The sequence below is a fragment of the Streptomyces sp. CB02400 genome (assembly GCF_001905725.1).
In the GTDB taxonomy this organism is placed as follows: Bacteria; Actinomycetota; Actinomycetes; order Streptomycetales; family Streptomycetaceae; genus Streptomyces; species Streptomyces atrovirens.
Map to the genome: position 1 here is coordinate 143,932 of NZ_LIWB01000012.1, position 13,613 is coordinate 157,544.

A 13,613-nucleotide genomic window follows, 5' to 3' on the forward strand; every position below is an offset into this window, starting at 1 on the left:
CCGGGCCGCGGGCCGTGCGCCCGCGGCCCGGGAACCGGCCCGCGACGGGTCCCACGACACCAGTACCGCCACGACCATGGAGAGCGTTGAAACGGTCCCGCGAGCAGGCAGCGTCCGAACTCTTCGCCGCCCTCTACCCGCGCCTCGCCGGCTGGTGCCGCCGGCTGGTCGACGACGACGAGACGGCCCACGAGATCGCCTCGGAGGCGTTCACCCGGCTGTGGGCCCGCTGGACGTCCGTGGCCGAGCCACGGGGCTTCCTCTACGTCACCGCCGCCAACCTCGTCCGGGACCACTGGCGCGCACTCGAACGCGAACGCAGGGCCGTGCGCCGTGTCACCACCGAGACCGCCGTCCGCCCGCACACCGAACAGTCCGACCCGTCCGTACGTCTGCTCGTGCAGTCGCTGCCGGAACGACTGCGTGTCCCGATCCTGCTGCACTACTACGCTGACATGCCGATCCGGGAGGTGTCCGCGGTGACCGGACGCAAGGAAGGAACCGTCAAGGCCGACCTCCACGCGGCCAGGGAACTGCTCCGCGCCCACCTGAGGAGAAGCCTTGATCACACGCTCTGACGACGGTCCGGAGTTCGAACCCGACGACCCCCTCGCCGTCATCCTGCGGCCGACCTCCGACTACCTCGGCCCGCCCCCCGGCCGGTACGAGGAGATCCGCCGCGGCGCGGCGCGGCGTCGGCTGGTCCGCGCCGCGGTCGGGGCCGGGTTGACGTGCGCCGTCGCCGTTCTCGTCGTGCTGCCGCTGCAGTCGTCGACCCCCGGCGATCCGGTGTCCCCGTCGGTCCCTCTCGCCCCGCCGCCCGTGAGCAGCCCTTCCGCCACGCCCACTCCGTCGGTGTCACCGGAACCCGCCGAAGCCCACCCCACCCCCCGGGCCCCGACCGACGGTTCCGAAACCCCGGTGACCGAGGTCGCCCCCGTCCCCGGCCCGAGGTGAACCCGGATTCCGTCCTCGCGGCCTTCGCATCCCTTGAACTGCTCGGTCACCATGAGGTTCCTCAGTCACTGGAAAGTGCGTTCTTCCATGTCAGCGATCACTTTCCTATGGTTCCTCAGTAACCAGGAGAGACCACAAGGGTCTCGCGCGACAAGGAGGCGGGCAGCATGGCCATCACTCTGGTGAACCCCGACGGATTGCCGAAGATCGACGTCTACCGGCAGGTGTCCATCGCCTCGGGGTCGAAACTGATCTTCATCGCGGGGCAGGTCGCCTGGGACGCGGAGGGGGTCACGGTCGGGGAGGGCGACCTCGCCGCGCAGGTCGAGCGGTGCTACCTCAACATCGGCACCGCCCTGGCCGAGGTCGGCGGCTCCTTCGACGACGTGGCGAAACTGACGGTCCACGTCGTCGACTGGACCCCCGACAAGATGCCCCTGCTCCTGGAGGGAATCTCCCGCGCGGCCGCGAAGCTGGGAGTCACCCCGGTCCCGCCGGCCACGCTCCTGGGCGTGGCGGCACTCGACGTCCCCGAGCATCTCGTCGAGATCGAGGCCACCGCGGTCCTCGACTGACGGGCTTCACGCGCCGCTCCGGGCGCCCGCGCCGGCCGGAGCGCCCGGATCGTGAAGCGCCGGTGAAAACCCTGTGGAAGCGGTGTCGGTGGGGTCGCTTATGCTGCACCGGATGATCACGCGGGACCAGGGGAGGGCGCGGGATGTTCGGCAGGTTGTTCGGCGGGAGTGCGGAGAGACCGGCGGCGGATCCGCACGTCCTTCCCGTCCCGCGCAGACGGCGCGACGGGACGTACACGCTGCGCGCGCTCGGGGACGCGCGGGTGCTCGCGCTGGTGGAGGCGGCCGACGCGGGTGACTGGGCGGCGGTCAAGGAGGCGCTGGCCCCCTTCGACCTCGGCCGCGACCACCGGATCCTCGGTGAACTGGCCGAACTGGACGGTGTGCAGGACTGGATCGGCCGGGCCGTCGAGGAGGACGAGGAACACCGGGCGACGGCCCTGCTGATATCCGGGGCGCGTCACATCAGCTGGGGCTGGGAGGCACGTACCGCCGCACGTGCCGTGCACGTCACGCAGGAGCAGTGGCGGGTCTTCCACGAGCGGCTCCACATCGCCGAGGAGCAGCTGTTCGAGGCCGCCGAGCTGCGGCCGGAATGGGTCACGCCGTGGCGCCAGCTCCTCACCTCCGGGCGCGGTATGTCGCTGGGTCCCGCCGTCAACGAGACCCGGTTCGACGCCGGCCTGCGCCGCGACCCGCTGGACCTGGACATCCACACCGAGCGGCTGGCGCAGTTGCAGCCCCGTTGGGGCGGTGAGCCGGGGCAGGCCCTGGAGTTCGCCCGCAAGGCCTTCGCCGCCGCGCCCGACGGCCACCGGCTCGGCTGCGTCGTCGCCATGGCGTACGTCGAGGAATGGGTGGAGTCGGACGACAGCGACTGCCTGCAGCAACCCAGGATCCGGACCGAGCTGAGGGAGGCGGCGGAGCGCAGCATCCTGCACCACGCGTACGAGCGCGGCCTGGGCTGGCAGGGCGACTACAACATGTTCGCCATGGCCCTCTCACTGGCCGGCAGCAGCAAGGCCTCGAACGTCTTCCGCGAGCTGGACGGCGCGTTCACCGAGTGGCCGTGGACGTTCATGGCGGACCCGCAGAAGGCGTACGCGCGCTTCCGCAAGGCTTTCTGAGCCTTCCGGTTCTCCGTCTCCCGTCGCCGCCCCACCCCTTCACCCACCCGGACCGCCGATGATCCTGCCCGAGAACACCGCCGCCGATCGCACCTTCCAGGTGGACCTGCGCGGCCTCGTCGACCTCCTCTCCCACCACCTCTACTCCAGCCCCCGCGTCTACCTGCGCGAACTCCTGCAGAACGCGGTGGACGCGCTGACCGCCCGGCACGCCCTCGAACCGGCTGCCCCCACCGACGCCTTCGGTGTCCGCCTGTACGCCGACGGCACGGTGGTGCGCGTCGAGGACGACGGCGTCGGCCTCACCGAGGCCGACGTGCACACCTTCCTCGCCACGATCGGCCGCAGCAGCAAGCGCGCCGAGAAGATCGCCGAGCAACGCGGCGACTTCATCGGTCAGTTCGGCATCGGACTGCTCTCCTGCTTCCTGGTCGCGGACGAGATCCACGTCCTGAGCCGCTCCGCCCGCACCCCCGACGCGCCCGCCGTGGAGTGGCGGGGACGCGGCGACGGCAGCTACACCGTCCGTGTCCTGCCCGCCACCGCACGCCCCCGGCCCGGCACCACCGTCACCCTGACGCCCCGCACCGACGCGGGCGAGTGGACCCGCCCGGCGCAGGTGCACGCGCTGGCCCGGCACTTCGGCTCCCTGCTGCGCCACCCGGTGACCTTCGACGACGGCACGGGCGCCGCGTCCGTCAATCCCGAACTCGCCCCCTGGGCGCGTACGTACCCCACACCGGGAGCCCGCTCCCGCGCGCTGGCCGCGTACGGCGAGGAGGTCTTCGGATTCAAGCCGCTCGACACCATCGAGCTGGACCTGCCCGCCGTGGGCCTGAAGGGCATCGCGTGCGTGCTGCCCGAGACGGTGCCGGCCGGCCGCAGCCACGGCCACCGCGTGCACGTCAAGGGCATGCTCCTGTCCGAGCAGGCCGACGAGATCCTGCCCGAGTGGGCGTTCTTCGTCCGCTGCGTCATCGACGCCGAGAGCCTGCGCCCGACCGCGTCCCGCGAGTCCCTGTACGAGGACGACACCCTCGCCGCCGTCCGCGACGCCCTCGCCGAGCGGCTGCGCGCGTGGATCGCCCGGGCCGCCGCCAGCGACCCGGACCTGCTGGCCCGCTTCCTCCAGGCCCACCACCTGGCCGTGAAGTCGCTCGCGGTGCACGACGACGAGATCCTGCGGATGCTGCTGCCCTGGTTGCCGTTCGAGACCACCGACGGGCACACCACCCTCGACGAGTTCGCGCGCACCCACCGCACCGTGCTCGTGACCTCGAGCGTGGAGGAGTTCCGGCAGGTCGCGGCGATCGCCTCGGCCGCCGGGCTCGGCGTCGTCAACGGCGGCTACACCTACGACCGTGAACTGGTCCACCGGCTGCCGGAGATCAGGTCCGAGGTCACGGTCGCCGACCTCGACCCGGCGACCCTCACCGCCCACCTCGACCCCGTCGACCGGGAGACGGAACTGGCCGCCGCGGCCTATCTCGCCCAGGCCCGCGACGCCCTCGCCGTCTTCGACTGCGACGTCGCGCTGCGCACCTTCCACCCCGCCTCCGCCCCCGCCCTCCTCGTCGACAGCCGCGAGGCCCGGCACGAACGCACCCGCTCCCAGCTCGCCCGCGAGCAGGAGGGCGGCCTGTGGGGCGACATCCTCGGCGCCCTGCGCCAGGAGGCGCCGCGGGCCCAGCTCATCCTCAACCAGCTCAACCCGCTGGTCCGCACCGCCGTCGCCATCGACGAGCCCGAGCTGGCCCGCACCAGCGCCGAAGCCCTCTACGGACAGGCCGCGCTGCTGTCCCGGCGACCGCTCAAACCCGCCGAGTCGAGCCTCATCAACCGCTCCTTCCTCGACCTTCTCGCCCACGCCCTCCGCAAGGACAGCTGACGATGCCCACCGCACCCCATCCCCAGAGCACCGACGAGCTGTACGAGGCGCTCCAGGAGAACCGCCGGCGCCCCTACGGCCGCGCCCGCACCGTCACCGCCGAGGAACTCGTCGACGTCGCCGAGCAGTTCGAGGAGCCCGTCCCGCTCGTCCGCGCACTCCTCGAACTGCAGGAGGCGTACACCTACGGCTCCGAACCCCGGAAGTCGCCCGTCGTCTTCGCCCGCCTGCTCACCCTTTTCGACGAGCAGCCCGACGTCTTCGACGAGCGCCTGCGCCACACGCTGTTCTGGCGGTTCAAGTGGGTGGCGAACGCCCTGCGCGCGCTGCCCGAGATCCCGCTGGCCAGCCTGCGCCAGTGGCTGACGGAGATGCGCGACCGCTACGAGAAGGCAGGCCTCGGCCTCCAGCCCTACTACGGACAGGCCTACCAGCTCGCCGCCCACATCGGCGAGGACACCGCCCTCGCCTACGAGCTGTGGGCCGGCCGCACCCGCACCGGGCTCAGCGACTGCGAGGCCTGCGAGATCTGCGAGCGCGCCCTCCACCACCTGGCGGCGGGCGACGACGAGCGGGCGCTGCGCGCCTGGGAGCCCGTCCTGGCCGGGAAGGAGTCCTGCCAGGAGGAGCCGGCCCGCTCCTTCTCGTACGCGCTGCTGCCCCTGCTGCGGGCCGGCCGCACCGACGAGGCACGCGAACTGCACCTCGCCGGCTACCGCGGCTGCCGCCGCAACCCCTCGATGTCCGGGGAGGTCGGCCGGCACCTGGAGTTCTGCGCGCTGACCGGCAACGAGGCACGCGGCCTGGAACTCCTCGCCGAGAACCGGAGCCTGTTCGACGAGGTGGACTCGCCGCGGGAGCAGTTCGACTTCCTCACCGGCGTGGAGGTCCTCCTCCAGCGCGTCGAACTCCTCGGCCACGGCGAACTGCCCGCCACCGGATTCGCGGGCCGCACCTGGACGGTGACCGGCCTGCGCGCCGAGGTACGGGAGCGCGCCGACGACCTCGCCGCCCGCTTCGACGCCCGCAACGGCACCACCGCCCACACCGACCGCCGCAGAGTTCGCCTCGACCGCGCCCCCCTCCTGGACGCGCTGGAACTGACCCTGCGCACCCGCACCCTCGACGACGTGGCCCCGGCGGCCCCGGTCGCCGCGCCCACCACCCGGACGGCCCCCGCCGTCCCCGAATCGCTGCCCGAACTCATCGTCCGTGCGCGGGAACTGGACGAACAGGGGCACCCGGACGCGCGGGCCTGCTGGGCACGGCTGCGTACGCTCGTCGCCGCCCGCGGCTACACCCACCCCGACGACCCGGCCGTGGGCCCGCTCGTCCGGCTGCACGCGGACCTGCTGGACGACGAGGCGGGCCGGGCCCGGGAGAAGGACGAGTTCGCCGACGCCGCCGCCCTCCACGAGGAGGCCGCGGGCCTGTACGACGACGCCGGGCAGCCGGGCCACGCGGCAGTCGCCCGCGCCTGCGCCCTGCTCGCCACCGCGGAGCTCTCGGCGCAGGGCACCGACGACGACGCGGGGGCACAGGGCACCGACACGGCACAGGGCAGCGGTGCCGACACCGCCGGGACGCAGGGCACGGACGCGGCTGGGGCGAAGCGCGCCGATGATGTCCAGGCGCAGAGCACCGGTGGCGCCGATGCGAAGGCCGCCGCGCTGACCGCCGCCCACGCCTCCCTGGTCCGTCTGCACGAGGAGACGCCCGGTCTCACCCCGCGCCAGGAGGCCCGCCTGCTGCGGCTGCGGGCCACCGCGCTCGGCATGCGCCTGCAGACGTCGGGAGACGAGGAGCACATCGCGCCGGTCCTCGCCGAGGTGGACCTGCTGCACACCTTCGCCACCCGGCACGACGTCGACGCGCAGATCGCCGGGGCCCTGCTGCTGCGGGCCACCACGTACGCCATGTCCGGCGACCTGCCCGCCGCACTCACCGAGACCGACGTCGCCCTCGACCGGCTCAAGGCGCACGGCCCGGCCTGGCACCTGCCCCGCGCACTCGCCCTGCGCGGCCGGCTCCAGCTCGGCCTGCAGAACGCGCAGGCCGCGTACACGGACCTGGCCGAGGGCCTGCGGCTGGCCGCCGACTGGCCGGCCGACACGGTCGACACCTCCCGCCTCCACAGTGACCTGGCCGGGGCCTGCATGCACCTGGGCCGCCCCGACGAGGCGCTGCGGCACCTGACCCGCTCCGCGGAGCTGGACCTCCGCGGCGGCAGCCGGTTCGACGCGTACTGCACCTACAGCAACGCGGCCCAGCTCAGCCTCGACCTCGGCCGCGTCGAGGACTGCATCGCGCTGCTCGACTCCCTGCTCACCGAACCGGACGTCGCCGCCGGGAAGCCGGACGACCGGCTCGTCGCCCAACTGCGGCTGACCCGTGCCCGTGCGCTGCACGCGGGGGACGACCTCAAGGCCGCCACGGCGGAGTTCGTCGCCCTCGCGGCCGAGTCGGCCGGCTGGGACGACGACCCGGGCAGCCACGCCATGATCGCGGCCGAGACAGCCGTACTCCTCGGCGAATCCGGTGAGTTCGGCCGTGCTCGTGAGGCCGCGGACCAGGCACTCGCCGCCCACGCCAAGGATCCGCGCCACGAGCAGCTCAGCAACTGCCTGCGCGAACTCGCCCGGCTCCAGGCGGAGCGGCAGGGCCCGGAGGGCCTGGCCGGCGCCCGTGCCTTCCTCGCCGACGCCGGCCGGATCGCCGACGAGGCCCGCGCCGTCGGGTACGAGGTCCACGGCCGTCCCCTGGACGTCGCCCTGGCCTACGAACACGGGCGGGTCAACGCCTACGCCGGTGAGTACGAGGACGCCCTGACCGCTCTGGAGAAGGCCCTCGCCCTGCTGGGCGAACCGGGGGCGGAGCAGGAGCACGTCGGTGAGTGGGCCGAGTGCGTCCGCCTCGCGGGTGCCGTGGAGGGCATCTACCTGGACCGTGCCGCCCCGGCCCTCACCCGCCTCGACGCGGCGGTCTCCCGCCTCACCGCGCTGGGCCACACCGGGGAGGCCGAGCCGCTGACCTCACTGGCGGCCCGGCTGCGCGACGAGGAGTGACGCGGCGGGCGGCGGAGACGGAGGCAGCCGCTCAGGCTGCCGTCCGGTCGTCCAGCGGGACGCCCAGCCGGTCGGCCACGGTGGTGAGGGCCGTTCCCAGGGGGAGCGTGACCCGGGTGACGGCGTGCCGGTCGCCCCGGGTCGGGTCCCGGTTGACGATCAGTACCGGTGTGCCGGCCTGGGCGGCCTGACGGACGAACCGGAGCCCGGACATCACCGTCAGCGATGACCCGAGTACGAGCAGCGAGGACGCCTCGCGGACCAGTGTGCGGCAGTGCTCGACCCGCCCCGGCGGCACGTTCTCGCCGAAGAACACCACGTCCGGTTTGAGGACGCCGCCGCAGATCGCGCAGGGCACCACACGGAAGTCCCCGACCTGTTCGTCGGTGAGGTCGGCGTCACCGTCGGGGTTGATTCCCGCGGCGACCGGAGCGAAGCCCGCGTTGGCCTCCTCCAGCCGCCGGGCGAGTTCGCGGCGCGGGCCGACGGCGCCGCAGGAGAGGCAGACGACCCGGTCCAGGCCGCCGTGGAGTTCCACGACGCCCTCGCTGCCGGCGGCCTGGTGCAGACCGTCGACGTTCTGTGTGATCACACCCGAGAGCAGGCCGTGCCGCCCGAAAGCGGCCACGGCCCGGTGCCCGGCGTTGGGCAGGGCCCGGCGGAAGGTGCGCCAGCCGAGGTGGCTGCGCGCCCAGTACCGGCGCCGGGCCCGGTCGCTGCCGGTGAAGTCCTGGTAGGTCATCGGCGTGTGGCGGCTCAGGCTCCCGCCCTCGCCACGGTAGTCGGGGATGCCCGACTCGGTGGAGATGCCCGCCCCGCTGAGCACCACCACACCGCCGGCGCCCAGCGCGTCGGCGACCGGCTCCAGGTCCGTGGAGCCCGGCGGCAGGTCCTCTTCGGGGGTCCAGCTCAGAGTGGGGCGCATGCGCATGCCGCCAGGGTACGGTGCCCGCTCTCCCGAAAGGTCAGCGTCCGGTCGCCCCGTCGATCAGTTCACGGAGGATGTCCGCGTGGCCGGCGTGGCGGCCGGTCTCCTCGATCATGTGGGTGAGCGCCCGGCGGACGCTCGGAGCGGCACCGTTCGACCGGGGACGGGGGACCGGCGCGCCGAGGTCGGCGCACTCGTCGAGTACGTCGTTCGCCCGGGCGACCGCCTGCCGGTAGCGGGTGACGACATCGGCCACGCTGTCCGCGGGCGCGGCGTGGAAGGTGGCCTGCCAGTCGGTGACCCGCTCCCCGAGGAACGTGGCCCGCTCGACGAACGTGAGGTGGTTGAGCAGCCCGAGCAGGTTCGTGCCCGAGGGCACCGAGGCGGTCCGGACCTGTGGTTCGGGGGCTTCCTCGACCTTCGCGGAGACGGAGTTCCGCAGGTAGTCGAGGAAGCCGCGCAGGACCTCGGCCTCGCTGCTCCCGGTGCGGGGCGGTGGGGTGTCGCGACGCATGGTGTCTCCCTGTGTCGACCGGGTCCGGTTCAGGCCGTACGGCGGACGATCAGAACGTGGTCGGTGACCTCGGCGGTCCGCCCGTCCGGTCCGGTCGCGACCCGGCGGGGCGAGTCGGCCCGCTCGACCGTCCATGCCGCCGGGTCCAGGGCGATGTCCGCGGCCACCTCCCGCGGGGCCGGGTACCGGACGTCGGGGTCCTGGTTCCACGACCACGGAGCGGTCGATCCGTGGTCGACGACCAGCAGCCGCCCGCCCGGCCGCAGGGCGTGCGCGGCCTTTCGCAGCACGGTCGCCCGGTCCAGGTCGAGGGGAGTCTGCAGATAGTGGGCGCAGACGAGGTCGAAGGCCCCGTCCGGGAACGACTCGCGCAGGTCGTGCTGCCGGGCGGTGATCCGATTGTCCAGACCGTGTGACGCGGCGAGCGCGGTGAGGCGCTCGACCGCCACGGACGAGACGTCGACGGCGGTGACGCGCCACCCCAGGCGGGCCAGCCACAGCGCGTCGCCACCGGCGCCGCATCCGAGGTCCAGCACATCGCCGGGCGGCAGATCCGCGACCGTCTCGGTCAGGCGTACGTTCGGCCGCGGATCGGTGGCCGCCGGCCGGGCCGCGTAGACGTCGTTCCAGAACTTGACCGCGTCGGTGGCACTCATGGAGGGCTCCTTCTGTCGGTGAACGCGTCCGAGCCTTGTCCGGCCCCCGGTGAACCGCCAAGAGATGTTGCCGTTCCGGCAAGGCGCCCGTGCGGACCTTCACTCCAGGGCCCGGTAGGCGGCCGGCGGATGGACGAGTTCGGGGTGCTCCACCGTGTACCGGTCACCGTGGATCGTCAGCATCGCCCAGTGCCAGGCCTCGTCGTGGAAGACCAGACCGCGGTAGGCGTGCTCCTCCGGCTCGTACGGATAGCACTCCAGGGCCGCTTCCGTGGCTTCTGCCGGCGTCAGACCCCCGTAGTGCCGCATCACCCATGCGAAGGCGCGCCGCTCGGCCTCCAGGTAGTCGACGTACTCCGCCTCGCTCCATGTCATGACCGCACCTTACGGCGGCGGGCTGTGGCACGTCCGCGCACGGCACCGGGGACGTGGTCCGTGAGAGGCGAACACTCCGGCACCGAAGCACCGCTGAGCCGGGCGGAGTTGACGGTGTGTGCGAAGGGCGCGCCCCCGTCCGGGTCCGGATGCCGGCGGCCCCGGAAGGCCGGCCGCCACAGCGCGCGGTCCCGGCCGGCCCGGAAGCGGACGCCGGCACCGCCCCTGAACCGGTGCATCCGCAAACGGGGGAGACACGGAGTCAGGCCGGGCCGGCCCACCCGGTGTCCTGCCGCAGCCCACGTCGGCCGGTCTCGCGCCCGTCGATGTCGCCCGCGTGCACCACGAGTTCCGAAGAACGCCCGGTGTCAGGGATCTTGACCCGTCCGTGGCGCGCGGTTTAGCGTTCCCGCATTCAGAGATATTGAAACGATTCAATGCATGTGAACTTCTACTGGGGTGCACTCATGTACGACGAATCCGTCCCGCAGCGTGGCGGGATGACCAGGCGCACGGTCCTGGCCACGGCGGTGACCGTGGGAGCCGCGGCCGCCCTCGGCGCGGCCTCACCCGGCGCCACCGCGCTTCCCGGTGCCGGCGGCGCCGGGCCGGCCGCCGACTGGTTCGCCGCCCCCGCCCGGTCGGTGCGTCCGAAGTTCCGGTGGTGGTGGCCGGACGGTCTCGTGGACCCGGACGAGATAGCCCGCGAGATCGACCAGATCGCGGACGCGGGCTTCGGCGGGGTCGAGATCGCCGCCGTCCACCACAGCATCGAGGACAAGTCGCTGCTGGACACCGCCCGTCACGGCTGGGGCGGCGGGCCCTGGCGGGACGGCGTCGAGGCGGCCCTGCGCCGGGCGGCGAGACGCGGCCTCACCGTGGACATCACCCTCGGCCCGAGCTGGCCCGTGGCCGTCCCCGGCGTCACCCCCGACGACGAGGCCGCGGCCAAGGAACTCGTCCACGGCCGCGTCCCGCTGGCCGGCGGCGCCACCTACGAGGGCCCGGTGCCCCCGCCCGTGCACGAGGCCGCCCCCGGTGTCACCCGTGCGCGTCTCCTCGCCGTCCAGGCCGCTCGTGTCGAGACCGCCAACTCCACGCGCAAGGAGACCGGGCTCGACCCGGACAGCGTCCGCGACCTGACCGCCGAGGTCACCGACGGCGCCCTGACGTGGACGGCGCCCGCCGAGGGCGAGTGGGTGCTGATCTCCTACTGGCAGCGGGGCTCGGGCCAGCAGCCGGAGTCCGGACCGCACTCCGCCCCCGCCGCCTACGTGGTCGACCACTTCAGCGCGGCCGGCACCACCGCCGTCACGGACTTCTGGGAGCGCCGGATCCTGACCGGCTCCCTGCGGCGCCTGCTGGAAGCGGCGGGCGGCGCCTTCTTCGAGGACTCCGTGGAGATGGAGACCGAAGGGCTGGTCTGGACGGAGCGGCTGCCGCAGGAGTTCGAGAAGCGCACGGGCCGTCCGCTCCTGCCCCACCTGCCCGTCCTCGTCCTGGACGACAGCAACCAGGTGTTCGCCTTCGAGGCCCAGCTGACCCGGCAGATCAGGCACGACTTCTGGGGCACGGTCTCCGACCTGTTCAACCGTCACCACCTGCGCGCGCTGCGGGACTGGGCGCACGGCCTGGGCATGACCCTGCGCTCGCAGCCCTACGGCCTGCAGACCGACACCATCGAGTCCGCCGCGATCCTCGACATCGCCGAGGGCGAGTCCCTCGGCTTCAAGAACCTGGACGACTACCGGTGCCTGGCCGGCGGCCGGGACATGGCCGGACACACCGTGCTGTCCTGCGAGTCGGGCGCGTACAACGGCTCGGCCTACAGCACGACCTGGGACCGGGTCCTGCGCACCATGGGCGGCGCCTACGCGGCGGGCGTCAACCAGACCGTCCTGCACGGCTTCTCCTACGCCAAGGCCCCCGAGGCGCAGTGGCCCGGTTTCGCGGCCTTCAGCCCCTACAACGGCAGCCCCGGCTACGGCGAGTCCTGGGGCCCCAGGCAGCCGACCTGGCGGCACGTCGAGGACATCTCCGGCTACCTCGGCCGTGTGCACCAGGTCCTCCAGGCCGGCACGGTCCGCGCGGACGTCGCCGTCTACCGGCAGACCGGCTACAGCGCCACCGGCATCGGCGCGTCCTGGTTCACCTCGACCGGTGTCCCGCTCGGCTGGACCCACCAGTTCCTCAGCGGTCCGCTGCTGGACCTGCCGAACGCCAGGGTGTCCGGCGGCCGTCTGGCCCCCGACGGTCCGGCCTACAAGGCGCTGTTCGTCGAGGGCGACTTCTTCTACGGCTCCACCCCGACCCTCGCCCTGGCCGACGCCCGCAAACTGCTCCGCTTCGCCGAGGCAGGGCTGCCCATGGTGTTCCTCGGCGCCTTCGACCAGGCGCTCACGCCGGGCGTCCCGGAGTCCGGGGAGACGGAGCGGCTGCGGGACGTGCTGGCCCGGCTGCTCGCCCTGCCCAACGTGGTCCGGGTCACCGAGAAGCCCGCGGTCGGTGACGCCCTCACCGCCCTCGGCGTCAGCCCCGACGTCCGCTACTCCGCCTCCTCGACGCTCCTCAACGCGCACCGCGTGACGAAGGAGGCGGACTTCTACTACCTGTGCAACGGCAAGCACGCCGAGACCGTCAAGCCGCCCGTCGCCGCGATCGACCACGACGTCACCCTGCGCCGCACCCGCGGCGGCCGGGCGGTGCCCTATCTCCTCGACCCCTGGACGGGCAAGGCCGTACGGGTGGGCCGGTACACGCAGAAGGGCGACGAGATCACCCTGCGCGTCGCGCTCCGGCCGGGCCAGGCGACGATCGTCGCGCTGGGGCGGCCCGGACTCTTCGGGGACCGGAACGGAAACCGTCCGCACGCCGTCTCCTCGGACGCCGACGAGGTGCTGTTCACCCGGGAGGGGCTCACCGTGCGGGCCGGTACGGCGGGTACGTACCGGACGGAGCTGTCCCAGGGCCGTACGGTCACCACCACCTTCCGGTCCGTGCCCGCCGCGATCGAGCCGGACCGGTGGCACCTCGAAGTGGAGGACTGGGTCCCGGGCTCCGACGCCACCCGGACCGACAAGGTGCGCAGGAAGCTGGTGCTGGACGCCCTGCTGCCCTGGTCGAGGATTCCCGAACTGGCGGACTCGGCCGGCATCGGCCGCTACCGCACCACCGTCGTGCTCCCGCGCGACTGGACCTCCGACCACGGTGCCTTCCTGGACCTGGGGCAGGTGAGCGACACCTTCCGGGTGACGGTCAACGGAGAGGCGTCCGGCCCCGCCGACCGGATGTCGCCCGTCATCGACGTGGGACCGCTGCTGCGGCGTGGCGAGAACACGATCGAGATCGAGGTGGCGACGCCGCTCGTGAACCGCCTCAGGACGACCCGTCCGGAGGTCTTCGGCTCCCTGGCCCGCCAGGACCACGGACTCATGGGGCCGGTCAAGCTGGTGCCGTACGCGCAGAGCACCCTCTGACCGTCCGGGCGCGGACCGGCGGTGTGCCCGGCTGAACCGTCGGGCCGGCCCG

11 protein-coding genes are annotated in these 13,613 nt (G+C 73.2%); 7 read left to right on the forward strand and 4 right to left on the reverse strand.

Features of this window, described 5'->3' with window-relative positions:
- Positions 1-86 precede the first annotated feature (86 nt).
- From AMK33_RS26495 to AMK33_RS26520, 6 genes are all read left to right on the forward strand, one after another.
- The gene (locus AMK33_RS26495; RefSeq protein WP_073935476.1) at positions 87-578 is read left to right on the forward strand and encodes an RNA polymerase sigma factor; all 492 of its coding nucleotides are present in this window, start codon (positions 87-89) and stop codon (positions 576-578) included.
- Positions 562-957 carry a hypothetical protein gene (locus AMK33_RS26500; RefSeq protein ID WP_073935477.1) on the forward strand — a complete coding sequence of 132 codons (396 nt, stop codon included), beginning with the start codon at positions 562-564 and terminating at the stop codon, positions 955-957. Before AMK33_RS26495 ends, AMK33_RS26500 begins: the two co-directional genes overlap by 17 nt.
- Before the next feature lie 167 nt (positions 958-1,124).
- On the forward strand, positions 1,125-1,532 hold the full coding sequence (locus tag AMK33_RS26505) for a RidA family protein (protein WP_073935478.1): 408 nt from the start codon (positions 1,125-1,127) through the stop codon (positions 1,530-1,532).
- Positions 1,533-1,675: 143 nt separating this feature from the next.
- Positions 1,676-2,659, forward strand: coding sequence for a hypothetical protein (locus AMK33_RS26510; RefSeq protein WP_073935479.1), 984 nt, complete (start codon positions 1,676-1,678; stop codon positions 2,657-2,659).
- 58 nt (positions 2,660-2,717) lie between these two features.
- Positions 2,718-4,547: an HSP90 family protein gene (locus AMK33_RS26515; protein ID WP_073935480.1), complete on the forward strand. Its 1,830-nt coding sequence runs from the start codon at positions 2,718-2,720 to the stop codon at positions 4,545-4,547.
- Positions 4,548-4,549: 2 nt separating this feature from the next.
- Positions 4,550-7,612 (forward strand): hypothetical protein, encoded by a 3,063-nt coding sequence (locus tag AMK33_RS26520; RefSeq protein WP_073935481.1) that lies wholly within the window; start codon positions 4,550-4,552, stop codon positions 7,610-7,612.
- Between the two features lie 31 nt (positions 7,613-7,643).
- Here AMK33_RS26520 and AMK33_RS26525 read toward each other — a convergent pair whose 3' ends face one another.
- From AMK33_RS26525 to AMK33_RS26540, 4 genes are all read right to left on the reverse strand, one after another.
- Complete coding sequence (locus AMK33_RS26525; RefSeq protein WP_073935482.1) at positions 7,644-8,543, reverse strand: NAD-dependent protein deacetylase; 900 nt, start codon at positions 8,541-8,543, stop codon at positions 7,644-7,646.
- A gap of 34 nt (positions 8,544-8,577) precedes the next feature.
- On the reverse strand, positions 8,578-9,054 hold the full coding sequence (locus AMK33_RS26530) for a DinB family protein (protein ID WP_073935483.1): 477 nt from the start codon (positions 9,052-9,054) through the stop codon (positions 8,578-8,580).
- A 29-nt stretch (positions 9,055-9,083) separates the two neighbouring features.
- Entirely contained in the window at positions 9,084-9,710 is a 627-nt protein-coding gene (locus tag AMK33_RS26535) for an SAM-dependent methyltransferase (RefSeq protein ID WP_073935484.1), read from the reverse strand.
- Positions 9,711-9,809: 99 nt separating this feature from the next.
- Entirely contained in the window at positions 9,810-10,085 is a 276-nt protein-coding gene (locus AMK33_RS26540; protein WP_073935485.1) for a hypothetical protein, read from the reverse strand.
- Positions 10,086-10,585: 500 nt separating this feature from the next.
- Between AMK33_RS26540 and AMK33_RS26545 the strand changes: the two genes are divergently transcribed.
- Positions 10,586-13,561 (forward strand): glycosyl hydrolase, encoded by a 2,976-nt coding sequence (locus tag AMK33_RS26545; RefSeq protein ID WP_235618207.1) that lies wholly within the window; start codon positions 10,586-10,588, stop codon positions 13,559-13,561.
- Positions 13,562-13,613: the final 52 nt, after the last annotated feature.